We start from the raw sequence: 26,279 nt of genomic DNA on the forward strand, positions 1-26,279 counted from the left end.
CCAAAAATGGGGTCAGAGTACTTTTTTCGTGCCTGCGCCAACATACCCTCAGCTATGTCTACCCCAGTCACGGCAGCACCTTTTTTTGAAATCGCATGTGTGTGAATACCGGTTCCACAGCCTATATCGAGAGCCTCGCCCTGCAAATCCTTTGGCAAGTTTGCTAACCCCTGCTCGGCAATATCACGCTGAATACACGCAATACTGTCGTACTTTACTGCCGCTTTTGAGAAACGGTGTGCGATGCTCTGCTCAGTGATTGCTTGTGCGGAAATCGCTTTTTTAGCTTCGCCGGTACCCTCGGCTGATTCGGCAACAGTGGAATTACAAAACTCTGCTACGAAAGCGTCTTCATTATCAGGAAGCACTTTTGCTGTATCACTTGCCGTCTTGCTTTCAAAAGGTTTCAAGAGCTCTGTCAATGACGCTGACTTCGCAGCTGGGCTTGCCGACATTTTTACATCTCTTTCTGGTTTGAGGAACTTAGGGCGGTTACGGCATTCATCGTACTTTATGCCTCTCTTTTCGCAGAAGGCTCACTTAACCCACCGCGCGATAGCTCGTTCAAACCATTGAGCGACAATTCAAGCGCATCAATTAACACATCGATATCTTGAGTCGAATGATTTGCGGTTAAGGTTATACGCAGCCTGTCTTGTCTTTTTGGTACGGTAGGCTGCCGGATAGCCGTTGCCCAAATACCCCGTTGTTTTAAACCTTCACTTAACGCAACGGCACGTTCTGGGCAGCCGACAATAACCGGCTGAATAGCGCTTTGTGAGGTTCCTAAGGTGATAGCTCCCAAGGTGATATGGTCTGAATGCTTGTTTTCCTTGTCAGCATTAAGTGTCTGTCCAAAACGTTTGTGGAACGACTCTCTGAAATAGGAAATATTGTTGGTAAGCAACTCGCGACGAGCGGTATCGCTGGCAATATGAGTGAGAGAGTACAAGGTTGCCACCACTTGCGCTGGGGGCATGGCAGTGGAATACACATAGTGCTTAGAGAAATTCACCAGATAATCAATTAGGGTTTGGCTTCCAGCAATAAATGCACCGGCCGTGCCTACCGCTTTGCCGAATGTTCCCATAACAACCGGAACCTGTTGCTGGCTTAAGTTAAGTGCTTCTACAGTACCAAAACCATTGTCGCCTAAAACACCCATGCCATGTGCATCGTCTAACATAAACCATGCATTATATTTCGCGGCGATATCGGCTATGTCTTTGCAAGGCGCAACATCACCGTCCATGCTAAACACGCCTTCGCTGGCAATAAGAATATCTTGCTGGCTTGATTTGAAATTAGCGTCAACATCCATTTCGCTATGCTCATCCGCAGCAAGAACAGGGTTAGTGCAAACACCTGAAAGCAAACTTTCTAAATGATTAAGATCGTTATGCTTAAAGCGGCGAAATTTGGCGCGCTCGGATACACATTGCGCCCCTTCTAAAAACGACGCATGCATGAGCTTGTCAGCAATAATGTGCCCAGGCACTCCACTACTGCCAGCGTGAGAAATGTGAGGAAAAAGTGCCATACACAAGGCTTGATTGGCGGCAAAACCAGAGTTAAATAACAGCGCAGCTTCACGATTTAAACCATCGGCAATATAAGCTTCAAGCGCTAAATGAGCCTGCGTATGCCCCGTCACCAAGGGCGATGCGCCGCTGCCACCACCAAATTGCGCCAATCCTTCAACCCAACTTTGCAATACGCCTTCATGCTGTCGCATACCCAAATAATCGTTGCTCGAAAAATTAAGGTAGTGCTCACCATTAATGCAAATAATGCTATCTTTTTCGTACTGCTGGCAGTGACGCTGGCGCAGCAAGCCTTCTTGAGCGCGTGCGCTCAATGAATCGCCTAACCAATTAAAGGCCATTACGCCTCCGTTAATTGCTGTTTCTTTGCCGCTACCTTAGGCTTGGTTGCATCAATAAACAAGTCGTTACTGTCGCCGGCCTGGTCTTGTTGTGCAATCTCCTCTTCTAATACCTGTTGATGCGCTTCATCAGAGTAATCTCGCGTACGCTCAGTATTGATTCCAAGCTTTTTGAACAGCATGACATCTTCATGGGTATCAGGATTAGAGGTCGTTAACAGCTTGCAACCATAGAATATTGAGTTGGCTCCTGCCATAAAGCATAGTGCCTGCATTTGCTCATTCATAGCCTCACGCCCTGCCGACAGTCGCACGTGGGACTTGGGCATCATGATGCGGGCGACTGCAATGGTGCGAATAAACTCAAAATAGTCTAGGTCTTCTACACTATCTAGCGGCGTACCTTTAACTTTTACCAACATATTAATAGGCACACTTTGCGGCTGTTCGGGAAGGTTAGCCAGCTGCACCAGCATACTGGCGCGGTCGCTCACCGTTTCTCCCATGCCCACAATGCCACCCGAGCAAACATTCATACCCGCAGCCCGCACATTTTCCAACGTATTTAAGCGGTCTTGATAGGTACGTGTGGTAATAATATCGCCGTAGTATTCCGGCGAGGTGTCTAAGTTATGGTTATAGTAATCCAAACCCGCTTGTTTTAGTGCGACTGCTTGGTCACGGGTTAGCATACCCAGCGTCATGCAGGTTTCCAGCCCTAAGCTTTTCACCTCTTCAACCATTTTTAAAATATAGGGCATATCTCTGTCGCGAGGATTACGCCACGCGGCACCCATGCAAAAACGGGTAGAACCAACTTGTTTTGCTTCTTTTGCTCGCTGGATGACCTTTTCAATTTCCAATAGGCGCTCTTTTTCAAGCCCCGTATCATAACGGGCACTTTGTGGGCAGTACTTACAGTCTTCAGGACATGCACCGGTTTTAATCGACAAAAGCGTGCTAACCTGCACTTCGTTAGGATTAAAATGCTGTCTATGCACCACTTGGGCATTAAACAGTAAATCGTTAAATGGCATGGAGAACAAAGCTTCGACTTCAGCTTTGGTCCAATCGTTTCGAATAGTTGTCGTTTGCGCAGAAGGCGCAGTAGCCAGTGTCATTGACTGTCCTTTACTAATTATTATTGCTGGCTTAGTCTATGCCCCAATATCGAGTTGTCAACTCTGACCATTTTCAAAACTTTACTAACGGTTAATTTGTGAACAATATAGAATTTGATAAACAGCACATTTGGCACCCGTATACCTCAGCGGTTAACCCCCTTCCCTGTTACGAAGTAGTTGGCGCAAAAGGCGCTGAGCTTACCCTAGCAAGCTCCGAAGTATTAGTAGACGGCATGTCCAGCTGGTGGGCCGCTATCCATGGCTACAACCACCCCGTACTCAACGAAGCTGCACATAAACAAATCGACGCGTTTTCGCACGTTATGTTCGGCGGTATTACCCACCAGCCCGCAGTGGATTTGTGTAAGTCTTTACTTGGCATGGTGCCAGCTGGTTTAGAGCGGGTATTTTTAGCCGACTCAGGTTCAGTGTCGGTTGAAGTGGCAATAAAAATGGCAATTCAGTATTGGGCATGCCAAGGACGTACTGAAAAATTACGTATTGTCGCGCCCCGCAATGGTTACCACGGCGATACGTTTGCCGCCATGAGTGTGTGCGACCCAGTAAACGGCATGCACAGTTTATTTGAGGGTGTACTAAGTAAGCAGATTTTCGCCCCGGCCCCTCAAACTCGCTTTGGTCAAACCTTTAGTGAAGACGATATTCTTCCGCTAGAAGAAATTTTCGAAAAACATCATCACACTATGGCTGCGTTAATTTTAGAGCCTATTGTTCAAGGTGCAGGTGGTATGCGTATTTATCACCCTGAATACTTAAAACGCTGCCGCCAACTGTGTGATACCTATGATGTACTTTTGATTTGCGATGAGATTGCTACTGGGTTTGGTCGTACAGGTAAACTGTTTGCGTGTGAGCACGCATGTATTTCGCCTGACATCATGTGCTTAGGCAAAGCGATTACCGGCGGCTATATGACGTTAGCCGCAACTTTATGTACTGAAGATGTCGCTTTAGGGGTTTGCCAAGGTGAACCTGGTGTTTTTATGCACGGCCCAACTTATATGGGTAACCCATTAGCTTGTGCAGTGGCCAACGCTAGTTTGTCACTTATTAATGAGAACCATTGGCAGCAGCAAATTCCCGCCATTGAGAAACAATTACAAACCGAGTTGGCAAAATGTGCAGACTTACCCCGGGTTGCTGATGTTAGGGTGTTGGGCGCTATTGGGGTGGTTGAGACAGTAAATCCGGTGGATGTAGCCAAAATTCAGCGCCATTTCGTCGAAAAAGGCGTGTGGATTAGGCCCTTTGGTAAGCTGGTATACATTATGCCTCCCTATATCATATCTTCCGAGCAATTAAGTAAGCTAACCCACGCGATTTACACAGCCTTGAAATAGCGTGAGAGGTTGTTACGCTAAGCACTTACTTTTGTTACATGAGATGAATTCAATGTCGAGAGACCCTAGCGTTAAAAAGCTTCTATAAACGAATGTTAGAAGTCAGCGTTTAGATGCGGGTCACTAAAGAGTCGACAATACTGATTATTTTATAGCGAGTTTTTAAATGGTAGTGCGTGTTCTTGATAAAGTGGTCTTTGCAGTTTTATTCATTATTACACTGCAGGTACCTATTTTAGCTGATCACTACCGCCAATATTTGAACGGTTACTATGATGCACTAAGGGATGAAGTATCCAGTTCTTCTGAACTCGCTAAACAGCATGGCTTTTCTTCTGTGGAAGCCATGCTCGACAGCTTGCAGCAAAATAGCGAGCCAGTAGTGCGTGAAAATGCGTCAATGAAAGCAAGTCGCTTTGCACAGATCACCACATTAGAGCAAGGTATGAGAAAACTTGAGCATGGCCACTACTTCGAAAAGCTGGTGTTTATGGCCTCGCCTACTCAATACGGAACGCTAAATCGCGTACTCGACAATTTCAGCCCTTCCGTACCGCTAACCCCTTCGTCAATTGTTTTTAGCCTCGTTACCGCTATTTTGCTTAATTTATTAATTTGGACACCGCACTTTTGCTATTGCCAGGTTAAGAAAGTCAAAGACAAACCCAAGCGCTATTCTTATAAATAAATAGCGAGCCAATTAGAACTGCGCTTTTTGTACAGCGACTAAAGTTGAATAGGCACTGGGACAAACTTACTAAAGAAGCTTATTCTGTGCTTTCTGAAGCCGATGGATTTTCACAGTTTTTTGACCGTGATGCAGAGGAAACATTCGCTTCAGCTGTAAAGCCAATTCTCGATGAGTTTATGGTTAGCGGCGATGTAGATACTACCAGCTTGAGATTAGAACAGATTCGGAATAAGCAGGGCCGTCCAGATTCCCTTTGAAGCTATCACTATCCACACCTTTTTATTGAACGTGGCATCAATAATGCAACTCTTTATTCAACAGTGAGACGCGAACCATAGATTTATCGTTTTATAGTAAAAAATAAACGACTAACTATCAGCGACTTATCAAGACTAAATTGAAAAGGAGATACTATTATGCCTACAGATGCTCAATTATTGATCGGGAAAGTGTTGCAAATAAAAGACAAGATTGTTGCAAAACGTCATTGTATTCCAAGCGACCTAGAAGCGGAATGGAACACCCTAAATAAGCAAACTGCATGTTTTGAAAGTGAAGCGCTCTATAAGAGTGCAGTAAAAGGCCAAGAGATGAATAAGCACATTGATTATTCAGGTTCGGTGAAAGAGCTGTCTCAATTAGTAACGCAGCTTAAAACATTGAATAAAAAAGTTAATGTTACACAGGTGCATCACTAAGCTTAGGCATATGTCATATGCCTAAGGCCTTAGTTAAATGCTTGTGTTACTTTTTCTTTTTAAGGAGCACCAATGTTCTTACTTTACGCGTGCCATAGCTGGCAAGCCTTAGAAAGTCTTCGCGGGCAACCGGAATGTGTTGATATTCAACGGGCTGCCCTTCACTCGCATCTGGATCGTGCAGATAGTAACAGTGAGGGTCGCAGCTAGTTACCGCTACCCAATGGGGCACCTTTTTCTTATCAAATGCGTATGTACTGATTAAGCACAATACTGCTCCACCAGTTTTTAAAGTTTGGTCGATTACATCAGTACGCCAGTCAGAAATCTCAACGGAAATACCTTTTTTGCGTGCATCTTCCATAAACTGAGATTCAACATTTTCAACTATCGCTTTCTTAATAATATCTCTGACGCCGTCAATAAAAAGCGGAACGTCTTGATTAATAATCACTTTCGCCGCATAACCTTCACTTACTGCAGCAAGTGCTAACCCCACTGGGTGACAGCCTCCATGACCTGACATCATGAATATCGTAGTAGCGGTACGCCACAAGGATAGCTCTTTTTCTTGTGTCATTTCATAGCGATTATTTAATGCACACATTGCCATCATTAATGCTGACGGACCGCAGGTGAAATCTGTTGTCTGCTGATACCACGGATAAACTTCTGCTTTTACCGACTTACTTGGCACCAATACTTTCTGCATACGCAATGCGTCTGTGTGATCGTCGTAGTAATCGGTATACATACCGAACTGACTAAAACCTAGTTTTTTATAAAGAGTAATGGCGCCAGCATTACCGACGGCTACTTCAAGGCGCATAAATCGCTTTCCCAGCAAAAGCGCCCGCTCCCCCAAGTTATTTATAATCTTTTCAGCAACGCCAAGCCCTCGAGCCTCGGGCAGAACCGCAATGGAATACAGTCGAGTAAGCTGTGTTCCGCGCCGAAGCAGCAACAGTCCGTAGCCTACAATGCTATTTACGCCCTGCTTATTTTTGTCGAGGTACGAGCCTGAGTTCGACGGCACGCGCTCGGCCACAATAAGCTCTGCGTGCTGTGCATCAATGTAAAACTTGAAACGGCTTTTGCTTAGCCTGTCGGTTGTGAAACAGGTTTGCTCGATATGCTGCAGCGACGCAAGATCCTGTAATGTCGCCTCACGCAGCACTACACTCCACTGCGTTGAAGGCGCAACAACATCTTTTGTCGGCTCAGTAATCGACGCGCCATCTGTTAAGTCATTTACGCTATTTTCGCTTTTCAGTGGACTTGCACTATTCACTTCAGTTACTCGCTCAGCCGATGTAATCATCGCCCTCTTTGCTCCAACCTGTCAGCAAATTCCTGCATAATTAATTCGTACAGCTCTTTGCCTAGATATTTATCTTCAACGCCCGAGTCAATGCTTGGGTTGTCGTTCACTTCAATAACATAAACCGCATTGCCGGTTTGCTTAATATCTACGCCGTACAGACCATTACCCACTGCCTTTGCGGCCTTAATAGCAGCTTGTAATACTGGCTTAGGTACTTCAAACGTGGGCATTGTGGTAAATCCCCCCGAAGAGAATCGATCTCCTTGATGGTTATAAATTTGCCAATGGTTGCGCACCATAAAATACTGGCAAGCATAGATAGGTTTGCCACCTAAAACTCCAATTCGCCAATCAAATTCAGTAAAAATGTATTCTTGAACTAGCACAAGCGCCGATTCAGTCAGCATTTGTTCTAAGCGCGTTTTTAACGCCTCTTTATTTTCAGCTTTATGCACACCGCGCGAAAACGAGCTTTCTGGCAGCTTTAACACCAAGGGTAAACCAAAGTCGGCAATGAGCGTATCGCATACTTCATCGGTGGCGCTTGATACAAAGGTCGCTTTTGGCGCAGGTACTTTTTGGTATGCAAATGCATCTTGTAAGTACACCTTGTTACAACAGCGCAAAATTGACTGCGTGTCATCCATTACCACAATACCCTCGCGCTCGGCGGCACGGGCTAAACGATAGGTGTGATGGTCAATTGCAGTAGTTTCACGAATAAACAGTGCATCATAGTGACCTAGCTCTTCTGCCGACAAGCGGCTTACAACATCAGCACGAAAACCTACTTTTTCAGCCGCTTTCACAAAGTTTTTGATAGCCCGCTCATCACTAGGAGGCGTACTTTCTTCTGGATTGACCAAAATAGCCATATCCCAACGTGTACGCTTGCTCGTTTTACTGGCTTTCCACTGTATTTTTGTGTGCTTTTCAAGCTGCTCGATAAAGCGAGATTGCTGCGCAGCATCTAAATCTTTAAACGCTCTCGCCTGCAAAGTGGCAAAGCCTTCAATTTGTACTTTACCCGAAGTTTTGGGCAAGACACTGCTGTCGGTAACCACGAGGCTTAACACCAATACTGGATACGAATACTTTTCAAATGCTTGACGGGCTAAGCGTTTAAAGCGCTGATCTTTCACCTCACCGAAAAGTACTAATAAAGGCTCATTAGCAATTTCAGTATTATCTTGAGATACCGGCAAAGAAAAAGCGATGCGATCGATACTTTTCTCTTCAGCCATACGTAAGTCATTAATTGTATTTACTGATGGTAATACAGAATGATTACGAGCCTGGGCCAATAGCGAACAGTAATAGCCTTCACTCAAATATCGCGTGGTATCGCAAATATTGATAACCCGGGTTTTGGGTTCGTTTAACTTAGGGAACTCTGCAAGATATTCTTGAAAAGTTAGTACGGTTAATGAAGAGTTACAAAAAGGGGTAACATCATCAGTAACAATCAAAGTTTTGTGCATTAATGTCGCTTCTAAAAAATGGTAAGATTGTTAACAACTAAACTGCGCTGTTCGAATAGCGTACACAGTTATTTAAGCGCGAAGTTTACGCCTTACTTTCATTTTGCATAGCACTATCTGCACGCCTTTTTTTCATCGAAATGACAATAAAAACTGATGTACAATTAATTACATTGAAACAGCTTTTGTTTATTAATTTTGTCTATAAATAGAGATAGGCGGAACGACACAAATGGTTTGAGGAGTAAGTATGTTACTAGCCAGTGTGGCTATTTTAATCGGGTTACCAGTACTACTTTGGAGTGCAGGAAAATTTGTAGGTGGAGCCGCATCAGTCGCTAATAGTTTTGGTGTTTCCCCCCTCCTAATAGGCATGCTTATTATTGGGTTTGGTACGTCGGCTCCTGAAATCATCGTTTCCATCTTCGCCGCGTTTCAGGGTAATTCGGGCATTGCTTTAGGTAACGCCTACGGCTCGAATATCGCCAACATTTTGTTAATTCTAGGCTTGACCGCCGTCATTAGCCCTATTGCAGTTAGATCGGAAATTATCAAAAAAGAATTGCCCGTATTACTAGGTATCACCTTTTTTGCTGTGTGGCAGGTATGGGACTTAACGGTTTCTAAAGATGATGCATTTTCTTTACTAGGTCTTTTTGTATTATTGCTTTCTTGGAGCGTTTACCACGGTATGAAAGGCGATAAAGACGCCCTTGCCGATGAATACGATGAGGAAATCAACAGTAACGAGGGTACGGTTAAAACCCACGTAATGTGGTTAATCGCGGGCTTGTTATTACTTGTTGCGAGCTCTCGCATGCTGGTTTGGGGCGCGGTAGAATACGCTACCTTTTTCGGTGTAAGCGATACGATTATCGGCCTTACCGTTATAGCAATTGGTACATCACTACCTGAGTTAGCGTCGTCATTAATGGCGGTTAAAAAAGGCGAGCATGATTTAGCTATTGGTAATGTTATTGGTTCTAATATGTTTAATACCCTAACTGTTGTGGGTATTGCTGGGACTATACAACCTATGACAGTAGGGGCAGAGTTCCTATACCGCGATGCTATGGTTATGTTTGCCTCTACCGTCGCACTCTTTATCTTCTGTATTGGTATAAAACGACAAGGTCGTCTAAATCGCTTTGAAGGTGGCGCATTTGTACTTGCCTACGTTGCCTATACCTATTGGTTAGTTCAGGCAGCGTTTATATAAGCCGCAGAATTGTATAATGTGAATAAGAATATATAACTTACAACAAAAAGCCTGGCTGCTCTACTGAAGTAAAGCGCCAAGCTTTTTTGATTTTCTCGCCTTTACTTTCGTTCATTAACGGCGCTATAACCCCAACGTAGTGGCAAGGGTAATTAAACTAATTGCCGCAATAGCAAACAAAATAATAAGGTTTACGCCGAAAGAGTCTGTGCGTCTACGGTTACGTCTTGCCCGCATGACAATACTAACAAGGCTTACTATTAAGCAAACCTGCAGCATAATGGTCATGGCAGACAAGTGACTTTCTGACCAGGACGAGTCCCCTTCTATTCCCCAATACTGCTGAACGCCACTGATGAAGTCGGGCCTGGCGTAGTGAAACAATACAAGCACCACCACCATCCCTACCCAACCGAAGACATTGAGGCCAAGCATTACTTTATAAAACGGTGTTTTTGAGCGCGGGGTAGAACGCCGTTCAGCTAATTGTTCATAGGTCATAGAACGCCTGTCAATATCGCCCTTTGCAGAAGATTGTGACGCACTTTGCGGTTCTCCCTGCATTTGCTGCTGGTTATGTTCCGACGTGCCTGAATCATTTTTATTTCCCATTTGTCACTCTGTTCTCTGGCATCCCGCTTTATGTTGGGTATACTAGCGTGCTATTGGATTGTATTTCATTGATTATTTTTACATCGCCTAAACGAATTTCGTTCGGTGTATCTCGTTATTTATACTTATTCCTATAATTCGCGATACATAAATGACATAAAAAAGTTAACGTTAACTTCAAAATGCATTTCACCGACATTAAAGATATATCGGCACAACAATCCAAAACATTGACCATACAGCAAATTTTAGTGCACTTTTTCATACATAGTTTAATGCACTGCGTTGATACGCTCGATGATATTCGAGCAACAACATAAGATCAGTAAGACGGAGAAATTAACATGACGCATGCGCCCGTAGTTGACGTGCTTAAAGGTAAGTACGCCGTTGGCGAATCGGTAACCGTTAAGGGTTGGGTAAGAACACGCCGCGACTCTAAAGCGGGGTTATCATTTATTGCACTACACGATGGTAGTTGCTTCGATCCTGTACAAATTATTGCGCTAAATTCTCTGTCAAATTACGCCGATATCCAGCGCCTTACTGCTGGTTGTTCATTGTCGGTAACCGGTACAGTGAAAGAATCGCAAGGCCAAGGGCAATCACTAGAAATTGATGCTACCGAAGTAGAAATTATAGGTCTGGTTGAAAACCCTGATACCTACCCAATGGCGGCAAAGCGCCACAGCATAGAATACCTACGCGAATACGCACACCTGCGCCCGCGTACTAATGTTATTGGTGCGGTTACCCGTGTGCGTAACTGTTTGTCTCAGGCTATCCATCGCTTCTTCCACGAAAAGGGCTACTATTGGATCTCTACCCCAATTCTTACGGCTAGCGATACAGAAGGTGCTGGTGAAATGTTCCGCGTATCAACCCTTGATATGATGAACCTTCCACTAGACGATAAAGGCAATGTTGATTACTCAGAAGATTTCTTCGGTAAAGAAACTTACCTAACAGTATCGGGCCAGCTTAACGTTGAAACCTACTGTACGGCTATGTCTAAGGTATACACCTTTGGACCTACGTTCCGCGCTGAAAACTCAAATACGTCTCGCCACCTTGCCGAGTTCTGGATGATTGAGCCTGAAGTTGCTTTTGCTGAACTTAAAGATGTAGCTCAGCTTGCTGAAGACATGCTGAAGTATGTGTGTAAAGCGGTGCTAGAAGAATTACCTGATGATATGGCTTTCTTCGCCCAGCGCATCAAGAAAGATGCGGTTGAGCGTTTAGAAAAGCTAGTTAGCTCTGACTTCGTTCGCATGGATTACACTGACGCTATTGAAATTCTTCAAAACTGTGGCAAGAAATTCGAGTTCCCTGTTGAATGGGGTATTGATTTATCGTCTGAGCATGAGCGTTACCTTGCCGAAGAGCATGTTGGCGCACCAATCATCATGCAGAACTACCCGAAAGATATTAAAGCCTTCTACATGCGCATTAACGACGACGGCAAAACCGTTGCAGCAATGGACGTGCTAGCGCCAGGTATCGGTGAAATCATCGGTGGTTCACAGCGTGAAGAACGTTTAGATGTTTTCGATGCACGCCTTGACGAAATGGGCCTATCGAAAGAAGACTACGCGTGGTATCGCGACCTACGCCGCTACGGCACTGTACCTCACTCAGGTTTCGGTCTAGGTTTCGAACGTCTAGTTGCATACGTAACTGGCATGCAAAACGTACGTGACGTCATCCCATTCCCACGTACTCCAGGCAACGCTAGCTTCTAAGCATTCGTTCGCTATATTTGAAAAAGCCCGCTACAGTTTTACTGTCGCGGGCTTCTTTTTTAACTACGCGTGAAGCTTAGTTACGAAGTTTAGTCTCGAGCCCTACTTCCCTTACATTCACCACAGCGGCCACAATGACCACAGCTACTGCAACATAGTCGCGGCCTTAGCTTTATTTTCTTTTTCCCATTGCTTTGGCGATAAGCCATACATTCGCTTAAAATCGCGGCTAAATTGCGATGAGCTTACATAGCCGACATCCATCGCTGCAACGCTCACGTTTGTGCCGTTAGCTATACATTTCGCTGCGTTGTTTAATCTCATCGACTTAACAAACTGAATAGGCGACATATTGGTAGCTTGTTTAAACTTACGATGAAATACAGCCTTACTCATTCCAACTTTACTTGCTATGTCGTCAATAGTGACATTTTCATTTACATGGGAGGCCAAGTACTCAATAGCGCGTCCTATGGCATTACCTATCCCAAAACTACCTCTTACCGTGCTACCAGCTTCCCCTTTTAATACCGAGTAATACAACTCGCGTAAGCGTGCGCTCGCTAACATGGCAATGTCGGTAGCATTATCGGTAAGGAGAAGTAAGCGGTATAAGGCGTCGGTGAAATCAGCATCCCAAACTGCAGAAGCAATACCAGAGGGCGCAGACGAGGCTGACGATTGACTGAAATTACCGCCTACACTTTCAAACTCAATAGCTAAATCTGTCATCATTCTGCTATTTAATGAAATATATACACCCATTAGAGGGCTATCCGCAGAAGCGTCAGGAATGCCCGCTTCTACAGGCATAGACATAGTGCAGCAGGTATACTTGCTACTATCAAACGTATGCTTTTCCCCATTCAAAATGGCTTCTTTTCCACCGTGAACAATAGCAGTTAGCGATGGTTCGTATACCACAGGCGCACATTCAATGGGCTGTGTTATTTTAAAAAGTTGAACACCGTCGATCCCAGTTTCGTATAAGCCGCTGCTTTCCACTTTCCCTTCAATTAACTGCTTTATTAATGCTTTGCTCATAGCGTTTTAAACCACTACCTCATCATTTGTTTACGTTGTGTGCTTTGCTTTGCTTTGTTTTGTTTTGTTTTGTTTTGTTTTGTTTTGTTGGAATTTAGCAGCAAACTTCACCCAAAACAACGAAGTGATACTAATAGGCAAATTTTTAAGAGCTTTTCGCCTACTTAAGCAAACCAATAGTCATTATATTACAAATATACAGATTTTAGTGACAGAAGGTGCTAGGCAAATGGCAAAGAACAATCAGTTTGGAAAAGACGGGTGGACGCCCGCTCGAATTAAAAACGCAAAAGGTAAGACATTTTTAATAACAGGCGCTAATACGGGCGCAGGTTATGAAGCAACACGTATTTTGCTTTCAAAGGGGGCGAAAGTAGTCATGTTGAACCGAAGCCCAAGTAAATCCCATGACGCTATCGCTACGCTAAAACAAGAGTTTGGCGACGATGCAAAAATCAGCTATATACGCCTTGACCTAAGCAGCCTTAATGCTGTGAGACAATCAGCTAAAGAAATCCTAGCTCAAGTTCCAGTTATTGATGCGCTAATTTGTAATGCAGCTATAGCGCAAATATCAACGCAACAATTCACTGAAGATGGCTTTGAAAGCCAGTTAGGCGTTAACCATTACGGGCACTTTTTATTGTGCGGTCTTCTTTTTGACCGAATAAATGAATCTGAAGGACGCATTGTAGTCGTTGCCAGTGAAGGGCATAAAATGGGCTTAAGAACCATGCAGTTTGACGACATGAATTGGGACAAAAATTACAACCCTAATAAGGTATACAGCCAAAGTAAATTGGCGCAAATGATGTTTGCGTACGAACTACAAGACAAAGTAAAAGCACATAACAAGCAAGTGAAGGTGTTTGTATGTCACCCCGGAGCTTCGAACACTACTCTTATACGAGAAAGCGCTAGTTTCCTAACCCGCATTTCCTGGTCTTTTATGGTGAAAATAGGCTTGGCTCAATCTGCAGAGAAAGGTGCCTATCCTGAAGTTATGTGTGCCACCGAAGATAACATTAAACAGCGTGCCTATTATGGTCCAACGGGTCTAATGAATTTTGGCGGTCCCGTTGGAGAGTGTAAATTAGAGGATTTTGTCGTAGACAAAAAAGTGCTAACAAAGCTTTGGGCCGTGTCAGAAGAAGCAACAGAGTTTTCTTGGTCGTTCTAGCTGCTAAATTGAGTTTTCACAATATGATAAGTGCTGCCTTATTCTTAGGATTTTTTATGACTACATCTACGCCTGCAGAAACTGCTTCCATTAATAGTACAAGCAGAAAATTTGCAAACACTGTGAGTACTTTTCAAGATTTAGAAGGTAATCGCTATGAAACCGTTAAAATAGGTAAGCTCGAATGGTTTGCAGAGAACCTACGAGCTACCCAATTTCAAGATGGAAGCCCTGTTGCTTCAGGGTTTGTTCCAAAAGATGACGAAAAAAACCTACTTAAATATGGAAGGCTTTATCATTGGCAAGACGTAAATGATCAGCGAAAGCTGTGTCCTAGTGGATGGCGTATAGCCACCGATGAAGATTGGCAAAGTATGGAACGCGCTATTGGTATAACAGAAAGCGAGCTTTCGAAAGAGGGCTGGCGCGGAAACAACGACATTGCTATTACTCTAAAAGCCGAACAGCCCGATACCCTATTTAAAAAGTTTGATCAGGCTAAAGTTAATCAATTTCAATTTGGCGCAACACCAGCAGGTGTAAAAATAGGCAACTGGTATATCACGCAAGGTATGTACACCGAGTTTTGGACAAGTACTAGCGCCACTGATAAAGAAGCGTACGCCCGCACCCTCGCCTATTCGTGGTGGAACTCACATAAAGGCGAAATTAGAAGAGCTAAGCTAAACAAAGACTATATGTTTAGCGTTAGGTGTGTTCGAGATGCCAAGTAGCTTTATACGCATGGCAGATACTTTAAAAGCGTTTTCAAGGTATAGCCATGCGTACATTTGATCTAAATCTGCGATGGACCTCAAACTATGAACGAAAAAATCGGGCCGCTTCAATCGAGCCCAATAGCGGCTGAACGACAAGGCTCTACTGTATACGTATAGCCAATTTCATCTTCAGGTGCTTGCGCTATGTGTAATATCTCGTAATCATTAAGCTCGATGACACGGGTGCCTTCAGGGTGAGCACATCGTGAACGAGAATCGGCCTCAAACTCATAAATAAAACTGGCTAACGCTTGGCGCTGCGTTTTTTTATAGCGCATACTTTTTTGTTTTGCATCGGTGAGAAGCGCGGTGATATCTTCTTCTAACTCAGAAGTATCTTCGGTTTGCAGCTCAGTAAGTGTTGCATCACTATCTTCGAGCGACTTTTCGGTCTCGTTTTCGATTGTGATTAACTGACTAGTGTTGTCACCACCAAACTCAGAAAGTAGCCCTACTTGCCCTGCTAAAACACTAAGTTGAAGCGCTACGCCTAGCGTCCAAACAAATCGCGCCACAGCGGTAGAGAGTACATAGCGATATCCAGGTTTATGCCATAGCCTTTGCACACCGAAAGGTTTGAGTAGCAGTAGAAAAAACAGATAAACGAAGATAACTAGCATCCCACTTACTAGGGCCATTAACGTGGTGACAAAAAACCAACCGGGCACCATCAGAATTAGTGCGAAGTTGTGGCTGTAGGGCAGCGCACCTGCGGAAACACCGGTTATGTTGTTTACTAACCCGCTAGCAGAAGCGAGAGCAAAATTGGCGATAACGGCATAGACAAACAGAATTACCGCTTTACCCGGTAAACTATTCCATAGCGCCATAAACCTTGGCCAAGTTTCACTTACAATACCGCTAAGGGCAAAGCCAAACATGATCGTTTCAAACAAGCCACTTTTAACATCAAAAAAAAGCTGTAATAAAAGCATTGCAGTTGCCAGAAAGTAGCAACGCTGAGCAAAAGTGATACTTCCCCAAAAGCGCAAAAAGCCAATGCGCCTTTTTAGCAATAAGCGATTTCCTTGTTTTTTAACTTTTCTGTAGGTACCACGAATTTCGTTTGTTGTTTCCATCATTTAATCGTCAATTATTGTTGTTATGTTTCTGAACACGAATGACTTTACTTCCCGATGTGGCCGCAATACGCTATTCTGTTGAATTCAAAAAAACAACGAGTTATCTCATTAGGCTACTCTCTATCATACATCCAGTGTATAAAAAGTGGCGCACTAAAACCTTATGGCTGAATCTAATACGTTATCTATAGTTTGTGAGCAATGCCATACTAAGGTTCACATACCCGTGCTAGCACACAGACAAAGGGCAGTGTGCCCGGTTTGCAGCCATACGTTAGTATCCTATCGAGAAGGCGCAAGCGAAAAGCTGCTCGCCTTAACTTTCAGCGCCCTTATTTTTCTATTGCTCTCGCTACCTTTTAATTTTTTGACATTTAAAGCAAGCGGACAAAAGCACAGTATCGACCTTCCTACTGGCATAACTGTACTTATTGAGCATGACTATTTGTCCTTAGCGATAATAACCAGCTTAGCAACCCTTTTACTACCTGGTATGGTGTTAGCAGGTATGTTAATTTTATCGTTAGCACAATTGCAAGGCCGTCGCCCCTTCTACTTGCCTCGGCTTTACAAGCTTGTAAAAGCGCTATTGCCGTGGAGCATGGCTGAAATTTTCCTTGTAGGCACGTTAGTTAGTCTTATTAAAATTACCGAACTGGCCGATGTTTCTATAGGTCTGTCTTTTTATGCATTCGTTGGCTTCTCAGCCTTTACTGCGCTGTGTATATCTCAGTTCGATCCCACTCGGTATGCCATGTGGATGTCTCAAGGCCAACCCCCTCAACCAAAACCGCTTTGCGAAGCGCAAGCACAAGCGAGCATTCAACGTACGTGGGCGTTACTGCTAACCGCCTGTATTTTGTATATTCCTGCTAATGTACTACCAATTATGTATACTGAATTTTTCGGCCAAGAAACGCCTAATACCATAATTGGCGGTGTAATTTCGCTTTGGGAGTCTGGCTCGTACCCGGTTGCGATAATCATTTTAGTTGCTAGCGTGGTGGTGCCTGTTGCAAAAATCATTATTCTTGCTTGGCTCAATTTTTCTGTACAGCGAGAGAAAACTACTTCAAAACAATTACGTATACGTTACTACCGCATCACAGAAGCGATAGGTCGCTGGTCGATGATAGACGTTTTTGTGGTAGCAGTATTGGTGTCTCTTATTCAAATGGGTAACACCATGTCTATTTTTCCTGGCCAAGCGGCACTTGCCTTTTGTGCCGTAGTATTTGTAACAATGATAGCCGCGATGACGTTTGATTCTAGGCTAATTTGGCAGCAGTGGAAGCAATTACCATGACCACAAACGATCCCAATGTTAACGAGGCAAAGGTTAAACCCACCTCATCAGTTTCTCGCATTTGGATAATTCCAATACTTGTGATTGTTATTGGTGGCTGGATGGTCTATTACCAATGGAAAAATCAAGGCCCGCTTATAACGATTGAACTACAGTCGGCAACGGGTATTGAAATTAATAAAACTCCTATCAAGGTGCGTGATTTAGATATTGGTCAGGTCAAAAAGATAACACTAAAACCTGATTTGAACGGCGTACTTGTTACGGCAAGAATTGATGCAAGCGCAGCTCACCTGCTTAATGAAAATGCAAAATTCTGGGTTGTTGCTCCTCGTATTAGTTTTTCTGAAGTATCTGGCCTTAATACCTTGCTTTCAGGAAGCTATATTGCCATGTCAGCAAATGACCAAGGAAAGGAACAGCTTGATTTCACCGCGCTTGAACGCCCTCCTGTAACGCCGCCAGGCACCCCAGGACTTCACGTTATGCTGAAAAGCGACGATGAATTTGCCTACAAACCAGGCGACCCAATTATTTATAAAGGCTTCAAAGTGGGTGAGTTTGAAGATGCCACTTTCAATATTGAAGAACGCGTTGTGTATTACGATGCCTTTATTGAGGCGCCCTACCACAAGCTAATTACTAACACGACCCGATTTTGGGACGTTAGCGGCGTAAAGCTTCTACTTGAATCAAATGGGGTCAGTGTAGAAACAGGAAGTTTAGAAACCTTATTAGCCAATGGCATTACCTTTGGTATTCCTGAAGGCGTACCAAAGGGTGAACAAGTATTAGATAACGCCTTTTTCACTATTTATGGCGATAGTACATCAGCCTCTGATGCCCGTTACAAAGTGGCGGCAGAGTATTTACTGCTTATTGATGAAAGTGTTCGCGGGCTCACCGTGGGCGCTCCCGTTGAATACCGTGGCATTGAAATAGGAAATGTCACTGCAATCAACTCCTTCCCTGCTGTTGAAGGAAACATCTTAGAACGCGACTACCCTATACCCGTACTTATCAATATTTATCCCGGTAAAGCTAGACAGCCTGATACCAAAGAAGGTCTTAGCGCGATAAAACAAACCATTAGAAATTGGCTTGAAAGAGATCTTCGTGCATCGCTTCGCATGGGGAACATCTTAACAGGTGGTTTATATGTTGATTTGCAACACGTCCCCGATGCTGACAGAAATAATGAAATCGCTGTCATTAACGGTTATGAAGTAATTCCTACCGTAAGTAACGAGTTTACCCAGTTAACGCAAAAAGCTGATGCGATACTGGATAAAATTAACCAGTTACCTCTTAAAGAAATGGTAGAGAATGTACAGCTGGCTGTTGAAGATATGCGTTTAGCCGCCGAGTCTGTGGAAACGGCAAGTAGCGACTTTGACTTACTCATTGCTGAGGTTGATGCCAAAGCGCTCAACAGTAATCTTAATCAAGTACTAGTTAGTCTTGATGGTTTACTGAAAAATTATAGTGAGGGTGGCTTTAATCAATCTGAAATTAAAGAAACCGTTGATGCCCTACAAGAAACCATGCGAAACATTCAGCCATTACTGTTGAAACTTAATCAGTCTCCAAACAGTTTGATATTCTCTAAAGATGACGAGGCAGATATTCAGCCCAAAGCGAAAAATTAGCGTCGACGATTAGAGAATTATAAATAAAAACAGCGCTGTTTAAAAAATGCTCACACTGGTACAGATAATGAATAAAGAGCATGAATGGTAAGTAAGTCTGTAAATGAAATACCAACAGCTTACTGCGACTAATTGTGCATATACGCTATATTTAAAATTTGTGAGAATGTTTAGAAATCTCTAAAGACCTAAGGCGGACCATCCATAGACAGGGATGAAAGGATTAAATTATATGATAATGCAGGTTAAAACTTTTTTTTCTTATAACGGAAGAAAAGCGCTCTATGTCAGCACTTTAGCTGTATTAATCCATTTTTTGTCTGCATGTAGTAGTGCCCCAAACGCGTTGACCTATTACCTTCTTCATTCAACGGAAGTTACATCCTTACCAAGCTACGATTTCAAACAGACTATCGTTTTAGATAATTTAACATTGCCAGAGTATTTAAAACACAGAGGACTAGTGTATCAAACAAGTGACACTAATCTTCACATCTCTACCAGTCACTTATGGGCTGAACCTGTAGATGAGGGAATAACAAAGTTGCTGACCAAAGCGTTAGCTAAAAAGCGCGTTTCTTTGAACACTACTAGTCACTTCCCAAATCAGGCAACTATTCACATGTCCTTGCACATTAGCGACTTTGTTAGCACCTATCAAGGTGAAGTATTGTTAACGGGGCAGTTTGTTATTAAACAGACAACTGGTGAAGTGAAGTCTCACCCATTCTTATTCAAATCACCTTTAGCCAACGATGGCTTCTCATCAAGCATTAAAGCAATGCGAGACACTATTGAGCAGTTATCGTTAAAGATAACTAAAGCGACCGCTAACGCTGGTTAATTATGCTTAGGCGAATAAAGAAATATATTTTAAGTGGTGTAAGCCACCATCAAAAAGATGAAACCAATCGCCGTATAGTAGTGTTAAATCTGTTTGCGGCGGTGGGGGTATTTTTAACATTCTTATTAGGCTGTCGTGCGTTCTTTGACGGTGAGTACTCTCTTTCCACGACACTATTTACCACTAGCTTAATCTTTGCCTTCTCTCAACGTTTACAAGTACGCTTTCCAACTGCCATTTCCCGCACATTGTCAATGACATTATTAATTATGTGCTTAATGTCACTTACTCTGATACTCATTATAACGGGTGGTAAAGACAACACGGGGCCCTTATGGATTTACTTGGTTCCCTCTGTCACCATGTTTTTTGCAGGATTTGTTCGTGGCTTACTAGCGCTTATCGCCTTTACCATTGCCAGTGCAGTTATCCTTTTCGGTTTTGACGATACATTGCTTGTTACCAACTATACTTACGCGTTTAAAACCCGCCTACTCTATTCCTTCTTAACCGTATCTTTTCTATCGGCATTTTACGAATACAGCAGACAAAAAAGTTACGACACTGCTGTTTATTTAAGTGAACAGTTCGAACGCCAAGCAAATCATGACCATTTAACTGAGTTGCTAAATCGACGTGGCGCTCAGCAGTGTCTAGACAGGGAATACGCAAGAATGCTTCGCAGCAAGTGTACTTTTTCTGTTGCAATTGCAGATATTGATAGATTCAAAAGCATAAATGATACCTTGGGTCATGAGCAAGGTGATGAAGTACTTCGGCAGATTTCTAAGGTATTTAGATCTCGACTTCGCGGGCAAGACTTTCTTGCCCGCTGGGGCGGCGAGGAATTTATGTTTATTTTTACAGAAACTGACGAAATAGGTGCCGTAAGGGCATTAGAAAATATAAGAGATCTGCTTAACAAAGCTCCACTTCAAATAAACGGTGAAGAATTTCACGTAACTAGCAGTTTTGGCGTGTGCGAAGTCACCATTGAAACGGATGTATCATGCGCTGTTCGGCGCGCTGACCAAGCTCTTTATCACGCAAAGGAAAACGGACGTGACCGCGTTTGCGCCATTTCGTCGATAACGTCATCTCCTATCTCAGATAAAACGCCCTCGAAAGTCGAATAGTCAACAGTTTTATACCCCTTTACACAAAATTGACTCATGTTTAGTTACATTTGCGCTGTATTCCTGAAACACTTTAGCGCTACACTATGTAAAGTATTCGCTATAAAAGTAGATTTAGCCATGAAATGGATGAAAGTTGCGTTACCTGTTGGTGTCTTACTAGTAGGCTATTTGGGTATGAAAGGAATCGAAGCCTCTGCTTCCGATAGTGCTATTACAGAAGAGGTCGATACGCGACCAACCGTTACAATTGAAGCGTTGTCGCCAGAAGATGTACGTGTTCAATTAACTTCTTATGGCGAAATCATGCCACTTGAAACCACAAACCTTGCGGCGCAAGTTTCAGGTGAAGTTGAGCGATGGAACCCAAAGTTTGTAAGCGGTGGTCTGGTTAGGCGTGGTGAAACCCTTTTTGAAATAGAAGCCGATGCCTATGAAGCCGCACTTCTATTAGCAGAAGCAAACTTGGCAAGCGCCCAAGCACAACTTATTCAAGAAGAAGCGCAGGCAGAAGTAGCCGCCAAAGAGGCGAAAACAATGCCAAACGCAAGGGTCACTGACCTCTATCTTCGCAAGCCTCAAGTAATGAGTGCAAAAGCCGGCGTGAAGTCAGCCGAGGCCCAGCTAAAAATTGCAAAACGTGACTTAGAAAATTGCCAAGTAAAAGCACCTTACAATGCCCTCATTGTTTCTAGAGACATCAGTACAGGCGATTATGTTACGCAGGGGTCGCCAGTTGCGGTTCTTAATAACATAGAGTATGCCGAAGTCACTTTCCCTATTGCCGGTTTTGACCGTGTTTTTCTTTCAGAAAACACCATAGGTAGTGAAATAGCGATAGAAGTCGACGATATTCAGGGCGCCACTGTTAAGGGCACTATTCACAGAGATACAGGTGTAGTAGATAACACCACGCGTATGAGTTATTTCGTGGCGCGTATTAAAGATCCCTATGCTATTAACTCGTCAAAACCTATTGTTAAATTTGGCTCGTACAGCACGATAGCATTTGAAGGTAAAACCCTAAGTGACGTTTATCGTGTACCACAAGAATTAGTAACGAACCGTTTACTTTGGACCCTTGACGGTGAAGACAGATTGAAATCCCAGAAAGTTAAGGTAGTACGTGAAGAAAATGGCGACTTCCTAATTCAAGGTGATTTCGACGCAAAGAAAGTGATAATGAGTCTGCCTGAATACCCTCAAAACGGCATGCCGGTGAAGGTTATTGAGACTACGACTGAAATTGTGACAGCACAAGCTAATTAAGGAGCTGTCATGGAAAATCACAACAATACGCAAAGCGGCATTATTTCTTGGTTTGCAAGAAACTCCGTAGCAGCCAACCTTTTGATGTTCTTCATCATTATCATGGGTATTGCCAGCTACTTTACTATTCAGCGTCAGATGTTTCCTAACATCGAAATCAACTACATAACTGTTGAAGCCAACTACCCTGGCGCATCTCCGCAAGAAATTGAAGAAAGTATCTTCATCAAAGTAGAGGAAGCGGTAAAAGACATTACTGAAATTAAGCGTACTGTATCAAGAGCATTCCGCGGTGGCGGTGCAGTCACCTTAGAAATAGATACTAAAGCTGAACTTACTGATGTTCTAGACAAAGTCAAACTGCGCGTAGACAGCATTGCTACCTTCCCTGCTGGTATGGAGCCTGTTAACGTTTCGCAAGTAGAGTTTCAGCAGCAAGTAATTGAAATGCCCATTGTTGGTGACTTACCTTTATCCGAACTGAAAGTACTGGCTAAAGAAATAGAAGACGAGCTACTGCAGCTTGGCTCTATTTCTTTGGTAGAAGCCAATACGCCAGATGACGAAATTGCCATTGAAATTAAGCCCGACACGCTAAGAAAATACGGTTTGACGATTACCGATGTTACGCAGGCCATTAATAGTTATTCAGCTAATATTTCAGCGGGCCAGCTTAGAACAAACTCAGGCATAGTATCAGTTCGAGTTGAGAACCAATACTACAGCGGCGACGAGTTTAAACAAATTCCAATAAAAATTGGTGCCGGAGGCGCTAAAGTTACCCTAGGTGATGTGGCATACATTAACGATGGGTTTGTTGAAGGTGAACGCTACTTTAAGTACAACGGCATGAATGCCATTTACATCGCTGTTAAGGCTACTAAAACCCAAAACACCATTCCTGTGGCTGAAACAGTGAAAGCCTACATCGACCAGAAAAACGAAAGTCTTCCTCAGGGCGTCAGTTTAGAAGTCTTGGTAGATATGACTTATTATCTGAACGCGCGCTTAGACATGATGTTATCGAACCTTATTCAAGGGTCGGTACTGGTAGCATTTATGCTTACCCTCTTCTTGCGCTTTAGACTTGCCCTTTGGGTTATGGTCGGCCTGCCTGTGTGCTTCTTAGGTGCAATGATGCTTATGCCTGTTTTTGGCGTGAGCATAAATATTCTGTCGCTCTTTGCCTTCATTATGGTGCTGGGTATTGTGGTAGATGATGCCATTGTTATTGGAGAAAGTGCCTACACCGAAATTGAAAGCAAAGGCGGCGGCGTTGATAACGTAGTTCGTGGCGCTAAACGCGTAGCGACACCCGCCACCTTTGGGGTGCTAACCACCATCGCGGTGTTTGCACCATTTACACTGAGCAGTGGTCCTGAAGGTGCATTTTTCTATAACATCGCTGTCGTGGTTATTTTGTGTTTGGTATTTAGTTTAATTGAATCAAAACTAATCTTGCCTGCCCATTTGGCCCACACTAAATTCTCACCCGTACGACAAGATAGCTGGCGAGCGCGTTTTAACAAAAGCTTCTTTGCTTTTGTTAATGGCCCATACAAGCGTACCGTTACGAAAGCCATTGAATGGCGCTGGGCAGTACTTATGATGTTCGTAGCTATGCTAATGCTTAGTATCGGTTTGATTGGCGCAAACTATGTACGCATGGTGCCAAACCCTAAGGTTCCTCACGACTTCCCTAGCGTAAAAATAGAGATGAACGAAAACGTCTCTGATCTAGCTACTATCAATGCACTTAAAATTGTTGAGCAAACTATTTTAGATGTTGAAGAGCAGATCATTGATGAATTTGGCCAAGGCATGATTCGTGACCGCCTCGCCTTTAACGAAGACAGCAACGAAGGGCGTATACTCACGCCACTGGTTAATGAAGAAGACCGTCCTATCGACACTTTTGAGCTTGCCCGTCGCTGGCGCGAAGCTATTCCTGAAATTACAGGTATGAAATCATTTACCGTAATTGATGATGTAAACGGTGACGGTGACGACGGTGAATTCGGTTATCTACTATTTGGGCCAGACATTAACACGCTAAACGCTGCGGGCCTTAAGTTTATTGAAATGCTGCAGCAGCAAGAAGGGTTATTTGATGTAAGCTCAACTATCGACCCACCAAGCAAAGAAGTGCAAATGACGTTACTTCCGGTTGCTTACGATTTGGGACTTACTCTCTCTAACGTCGCTTCTCAAGTTGGCGCTGGTTTCTACGGCGGCGAAGCGCAGCGCGTTATTCGCAACGGCGAAGAAGTTAAAGTCATGGTTCGCTACCCTGAACTTACCCGCGAACGCTTTGCAGACTTAAAATACTCTTTAATCAAAACGCCTAACGGCCAAGAAGTCATGCTAGGTGATGTAGTTGCATTGGATGAAAAACCGGGTATTAGCTACATTCGCCGAGAAGGTGGTTACCGCAGTGTTTATATCTGGGGCAACATTGATGAAGAAAAAGTTGAACCTAATGAAGTCGTCACTGAAATTCAGGACAAACTACTGCCTCAGCTAAAAGAATCGTTCCCGTCGGTTATGACTGAGCTTGGTGGTGATATTGAAGAGCAACAAGCACAACAGAATGAGCAAATACTCTTCTTCCTTGCGGCCATGATTATGGTGTACATCCTTTTAGCTGTTCCGCTAAAAAGTTATGGGCAACCGCTTATCATTATGTCAGTTATTCCATTTAGCTTTACTGGCGCAGTGTTCGGCCACTTTGTACTAGGTTTAGACCTATCTATGATGTCTAACTTTGGCCTTATTGCAGCTGCCGGGGTTGTTATTAACGACTCGCTAGTTATGACGGACTTTGTTAACCAGCGCCGTGCACAAGGCTATAGTATTAAAGAAGCAGTAACTGAGGCCGGTACTGCTCGCTTTAGGGCAATTACGTTAACCTCAATCACGACATTTGTGGGCGTACTGCCCATTATGTTTGAAACTAGCCTGCAGGCAGCATTTGTCGTACCTATGGCGGCAGCGCTTGGTTTTGCAGTGCTTTACGCCACTTTGGTAACACTCATTTTGGTACCTTGTTTGTACTTAATTTTGCTAGATTTGCGAGGCCCTTTCTCGTACGTAAAAAGGTTAATTTCACGCAGAAAGTCAAGCAATCGGGTGGTAAGTAGTGATGCAAATGGCACATATACGTCTGAGCCTTCCGGTTCGGCTGAATAGCGGCTGATTATCGTTTGATGCTCGTTATGTAGCACCCATAATGTCGTGTTACAAACGCAGTTAACTTTTAAAAATGAGCCTTCGTGGCTCATTTTTTCTATTGAAAGGAAAACACTATGAACAACGCAATTTCAATAAGACCAGCAACGCCTAGCGATATTTCACAAATTCGCCAGTTCATATTGGAACTTGCCATTTATGAAAAAGCTGAGCATGAAGTAGAAGCCTCAGAAGACGCGCTTTTAAAAACACTATTTGGCGAAGGCGCCACTGCTCATTGCGTTATTTGCGAGAATAACGGCGCTCCTATAGGCTTTGCCGTGTATTTCTTTAATTATTCTACTTGGCAAGGGCGCAACGGGCTTTATCTCGAAGACCTGTACGTTTCACCAAAATCTCGTGGTTTAGGTGCGGGTAAAGCGCTGCTACAACATTTAGCAAAAACAGCGGTAGAAAACGACTGCGGGCGTTTTGAGTGGAGTGTTTTAGATTGGAATAAGCCTGCTATCGATTTTTATGAATCTCTTGGTGCTAAGCCAAAGAGTGAATGGCTAGGTTATCGCATGGATGGACAGACGCTTATCGACTTCGCAAAACAGGGTTAACGCTGACTTGCTGACTTGCTGACTTGCTGACTTGCTGACTTGCTGACTTGCTGACTTGC

General features: G+C 43.6%; 23 protein-coding genes. 15 read left to right on the forward strand and 8 right to left on the reverse strand.

Translation table 11 applies throughout. From position 1 onward, the window contains the following. The 3 genes from KL866_RS16090 to bioB all read right to left on the reverse strand — a co-directional run. The coding region (locus KL866_RS16090; RefSeq protein WP_214995961.1) for a methyltransferase domain-containing protein at positions 1-455 on the reverse strand (455 nt) is incomplete at its 3' end. Positions 456-511: 56 nt separating this feature from the next. After that, complete coding sequence (locus KL866_RS16095) at positions 512-1,885, reverse strand: 8-amino-7-oxononanoate synthase (protein ID WP_214995963.1); 1,374 nt, start codon at positions 1,883-1,885, stop codon at positions 512-514. Beyond that, complete coding sequence (gene bioB / locus KL866_RS16100; protein WP_214995965.1) at positions 1,885-3,006, reverse strand: biotin synthase BioB; 1,122 nt, start codon at positions 3,004-3,006, stop codon at positions 1,885-1,887. Before bioB ends, KL866_RS16095 begins: the two co-directional genes overlap by 1 nt. A gap of 98 nt (positions 3,007-3,104) precedes the next feature. Here bioB and bioA point away from each other — a divergent pair, with 98 nt between their 5' ends. From bioA to KL866_RS16120, 4 genes are all read left to right on the forward strand, one after another. Beyond that, positions 3,105-4,370, forward strand: a complete 1,266-nt coding sequence (gene bioA, locus KL866_RS16105) for an adenosylmethionine--8-amino-7-oxononanoate transaminase (RefSeq protein ID WP_214995967.1) — start codon at positions 3,105-3,107, stop codon at positions 4,368-4,370. Between the two features lie 166 nt (positions 4,371-4,536). Beyond that, entirely contained in the window at positions 4,537-5,058 is a 522-nt protein-coding gene (locus KL866_RS16110) for a DUF2937 family protein (protein WP_214995969.1), read from the forward strand. A 44-nt stretch (positions 5,059-5,102) separates the two neighbouring features. Next, positions 5,103-5,318, forward strand: a complete 216-nt coding sequence (locus KL866_RS16115; protein WP_214995972.1) for a hypothetical protein — start codon at positions 5,103-5,105, stop codon at positions 5,316-5,318. Positions 5,319-5,477: 159 nt separating this feature from the next. After that, complete coding sequence (locus KL866_RS16120) at positions 5,478-5,759, forward strand: hypothetical protein (RefSeq protein WP_214995974.1); 282 nt, start codon at positions 5,478-5,480, stop codon at positions 5,757-5,759. A gap of 46 nt (positions 5,760-5,805) precedes the next feature. Here KL866_RS16120 and KL866_RS16125 read toward each other — a convergent pair whose 3' ends face one another. After that, the gene (locus tag KL866_RS16125) at positions 5,806-7,080 is read right to left on the reverse strand and encodes a GNAT family N-acetyltransferase/peptidase C39 family protein (protein ID WP_214995976.1); all 1,275 of its coding nucleotides are present in this window, start codon (positions 7,078-7,080) and stop codon (positions 5,806-5,808) included. Then, positions 7,077-8,564 carry a RimK family protein gene (locus KL866_RS16130; protein ID WP_214995978.1) on the reverse strand — a complete coding sequence of 496 codons (1,488 nt, stop codon included), beginning with the start codon at positions 8,562-8,564 and terminating at the stop codon, positions 7,077-7,079. The genes KL866_RS16125 and KL866_RS16130 overlap by 4 nt, the downstream gene beginning before the upstream one ends. Positions 8,565-8,814: 250 nt before the next feature. Between KL866_RS16130 and KL866_RS16135 the strand changes: the two genes are divergently transcribed. Continuing rightward, positions 8,815-9,783 (forward strand): calcium/sodium antiporter, encoded by a 969-nt coding sequence (locus KL866_RS16135; protein ID WP_214995980.1) that lies wholly within the window; start codon positions 8,815-8,817, stop codon positions 9,781-9,783. Between the two features lie 123 nt (positions 9,784-9,906). Here the strand turns inward: KL866_RS16135 and KL866_RS16140 are convergent, their stop codons facing one another. After that, entirely contained in the window at positions 9,907-10,347 is a 441-nt protein-coding gene (locus tag KL866_RS16140) for a hypothetical protein (protein ID WP_409173992.1), read from the reverse strand. Positions 10,348-10,739: 392 nt separating this feature from the next. Here KL866_RS16140 and asnS point away from each other — a divergent pair, with 392 nt between their 5' ends. Next, complete coding sequence (gene asnS / locus KL866_RS16145; protein ID WP_214995984.1) at positions 10,740-12,137, forward strand: asparagine--tRNA ligase; 1,398 nt, start codon at positions 10,740-10,742, stop codon at positions 12,135-12,137. 144 nt (positions 12,138-12,281) lie between these two features. On the opposite strand, the gene KL866_RS16150 is transcribed toward asnS, so the two are convergent. Further along, on the reverse strand, positions 12,282-13,181 hold the full coding sequence (locus tag KL866_RS16150; RefSeq protein ID WP_214995987.1) for an AraC family transcriptional regulator: 900 nt from the start codon (positions 13,179-13,181) through the stop codon (positions 12,282-12,284). A gap of 229 nt (positions 13,182-13,410) precedes the next feature. Here KL866_RS16150 and KL866_RS16155 point away from each other — a divergent pair, with 229 nt between their 5' ends. Both KL866_RS16155 and KL866_RS16160 read left to right on the forward strand, forming a co-directional pair. Continuing rightward, positions 13,411-14,361, forward strand: coding sequence for an SDR family oxidoreductase (locus KL866_RS16155; protein WP_214995989.1), 951 nt, complete (start codon positions 13,411-13,413; stop codon positions 14,359-14,361). 56 nt (positions 14,362-14,417) lie between these two features. Then, positions 14,418-15,095: a fibrobacter succinogenes major paralogous domain-containing protein gene (locus KL866_RS16160; protein ID WP_214995991.1), complete on the forward strand. Its 678-nt coding sequence runs from the start codon at positions 14,418-14,420 to the stop codon at positions 15,093-15,095. 110 nt (positions 15,096-15,205) lie between these two features. On the opposite strand, the gene KL866_RS16165 is transcribed toward KL866_RS16160, so the two are convergent. Continuing rightward, on the reverse strand, positions 15,206-16,222 hold the full coding sequence (locus tag KL866_RS16165) for a hypothetical protein (protein ID WP_251140111.1): 1,017 nt from the start codon (positions 16,220-16,222) through the stop codon (positions 15,206-15,208). A 163-nt stretch (positions 16,223-16,385) separates the two neighbouring features. Between KL866_RS16165 and KL866_RS16170 the strand changes: the two genes are divergently transcribed. The 7 genes from KL866_RS16170 to KL866_RS16200 all read left to right on the forward strand — a co-directional run bounded on the left by KL866_RS16170 (position 16,386) and on the right by KL866_RS16200 (position 26,220). Next, positions 16,386-17,528: a paraquat-inducible protein A gene (locus tag KL866_RS16170; RefSeq protein WP_214995994.1), complete on the forward strand. Its 1,143-nt coding sequence runs from the start codon at positions 16,386-16,388 to the stop codon at positions 17,526-17,528. Continuing rightward, positions 17,525-19,177, forward strand: coding sequence for an intermembrane transport protein PqiB (gene pqiB, locus KL866_RS16175; protein ID WP_025254653.1), 1,653 nt, complete (start codon positions 17,525-17,527; stop codon positions 19,175-19,177). The genes KL866_RS16170 and pqiB overlap by 4 nt, the downstream gene beginning before the upstream one ends. A gap of 232 nt (positions 19,178-19,409) precedes the next feature. Further along, positions 19,410-20,021 carry a membrane integrity-associated transporter subunit PqiC gene (locus KL866_RS16180; protein WP_214995996.1) on the forward strand — a complete coding sequence of 204 codons (612 nt, stop codon included), beginning with the start codon at positions 19,410-19,412 and terminating at the stop codon, positions 20,019-20,021. Positions 20,022-20,023: 2 nt separating this feature from the next. Beyond that, the gene (locus KL866_RS16185; protein WP_214995998.1) at positions 20,024-21,157 is read left to right on the forward strand and encodes a GGDEF domain-containing protein; all 1,134 of its coding nucleotides are present in this window, start codon (positions 20,024-20,026) and stop codon (positions 21,155-21,157) included. Between the two features lie 120 nt (positions 21,158-21,277). Then, positions 21,278-22,426, forward strand: a complete 1,149-nt coding sequence (locus KL866_RS16190; RefSeq protein WP_214996000.1) for an efflux RND transporter periplasmic adaptor subunit — start codon at positions 21,278-21,280, stop codon at positions 22,424-22,426. 9 nt (positions 22,427-22,435) lie between these two features. Beyond that, positions 22,436-25,615, forward strand: a complete 3,180-nt coding sequence (locus KL866_RS16195; protein ID WP_214996003.1) for an efflux RND transporter permease subunit — start codon at positions 22,436-22,438, stop codon at positions 25,613-25,615. Positions 25,616-25,731: 116 nt separating this feature from the next. Beyond that, on the forward strand, positions 25,732-26,220 hold the full coding sequence (locus KL866_RS16200; protein ID WP_214996005.1) for a GNAT family N-acetyltransferase: 489 nt from the start codon (positions 25,732-25,734) through the stop codon (positions 26,218-26,220). The last annotated feature ends 59 nt before the right edge of the window (positions 26,221-26,279 follow it).

Origin of the sequence: Alteromonas sp. ALT199, from assembly GCF_018619335.1 — a bacterium.
Classification (GTDB): Bacteria; Pseudomonadota; Gammaproteobacteria; order Enterobacterales; family Alteromonadaceae; genus Alteromonas.

Coding starts and splice junctions, on each gene's coding strand:
- KL866_RS16095 (WP_214995963.1), bottom strand. CDS start 1,885: ATGGCCTTTAATTGGTTAGGCGATTCATTGAGCGCACGCGCTCAAGAA.
- bioB (WP_214995965.1), bottom strand. CDS start 3,006: ATGACACTGGCTACTGCGCCTTCTGCGCAAACGACAACTATTCGAAAC.
- KL866_RS16110 (WP_214995969.1), top strand. CDS start 4,537: ATGGTAGTGCGTGTTCTTGATAAAGTGGTCTTTGCAGTTTTATTCATT.
- KL866_RS16120 (WP_214995974.1), top strand. CDS start 5,478: ATGCCTACAGATGCTCAATTATTGATCGGGAAAGTGTTGCAAATAAAA.
- KL866_RS16125 (WP_214995976.1), bottom strand. CDS start 7,080: ATGATTACATCGGCTGAGCGAGTAACTGAAGTGAATAGTGCAAGTCCA.
- KL866_RS16130 (WP_214995978.1), bottom strand. CDS start 8,564: ATGCACAAAACTTTGATTGTTACTGATGATGTTACCCCTTTTTGTAAC.
- KL866_RS16135 (WP_214995980.1), top strand. CDS start 8,815: ATGTTACTAGCCAGTGTGGCTATTTTAATCGGGTTACCAGTACTACTT.
- KL866_RS16140 (WP_409173992.1), bottom strand. CDS start 10,347: ATGCAGGGAGAACCGCAAAGTGCGTCACAATCTTCTGCAAAGGGCGAT.
- asnS (WP_214995984.1), top strand. CDS start 10,740: ATGACGCATGCGCCCGTAGTTGACGTGCTTAAAGGTAAGTACGCCGTT.
- KL866_RS16150 (WP_214995987.1), bottom strand. CDS start 13,181: ATGAGCAAAGCATTAATAAAGCAGTTAATTGAAGGGAAAGTGGAAAGC.
- KL866_RS16155 (WP_214995989.1), top strand. CDS start 13,411: ATGGCAAAGAACAATCAGTTTGGAAAAGACGGGTGGACGCCCGCTCGA.
- KL866_RS16160 (WP_214995991.1), top strand. CDS start 14,418: ATGACTACATCTACGCCTGCAGAAACTGCTTCCATTAATAGTACAAGC.
- KL866_RS16165 (WP_251140111.1), bottom strand. CDS start 16,222: ATGATGGAAACAACAAACGAAATTCGTGGTACCTACAGAAAAGTTAAA.
- KL866_RS16170 (WP_214995994.1), top strand. CDS start 16,386: ATGGCTGAATCTAATACGTTATCTATAGTTTGTGAGCAATGCCATACT.
- pqiB (WP_025254653.1), top strand. CDS start 17,525: ATGACCACAAACGATCCCAATGTTAACGAGGCAAAGGTTAAACCCACC.
- KL866_RS16180 (WP_214995996.1), top strand. CDS start 19,410: ATGATAATGCAGGTTAAAACTTTTTTTTCTTATAACGGAAGAAAAGCG.
- KL866_RS16185 (WP_214995998.1), top strand. CDS start 20,024: ATGCTTAGGCGAATAAAGAAATATATTTTAAGTGGTGTAAGCCACCAT.
- KL866_RS16190 (WP_214996000.1), top strand. CDS start 21,278: ATGAAATGGATGAAAGTTGCGTTACCTGTTGGTGTCTTACTAGTAGGC.
- KL866_RS16195 (WP_214996003.1), top strand. CDS start 22,436: ATGGAAAATCACAACAATACGCAAAGCGGCATTATTTCTTGGTTTGCA.
- KL866_RS16200 (WP_214996005.1), top strand. CDS start 25,732: ATGAACAACGCAATTTCAATAAGACCAGCAACGCCTAGCGATATTTCA.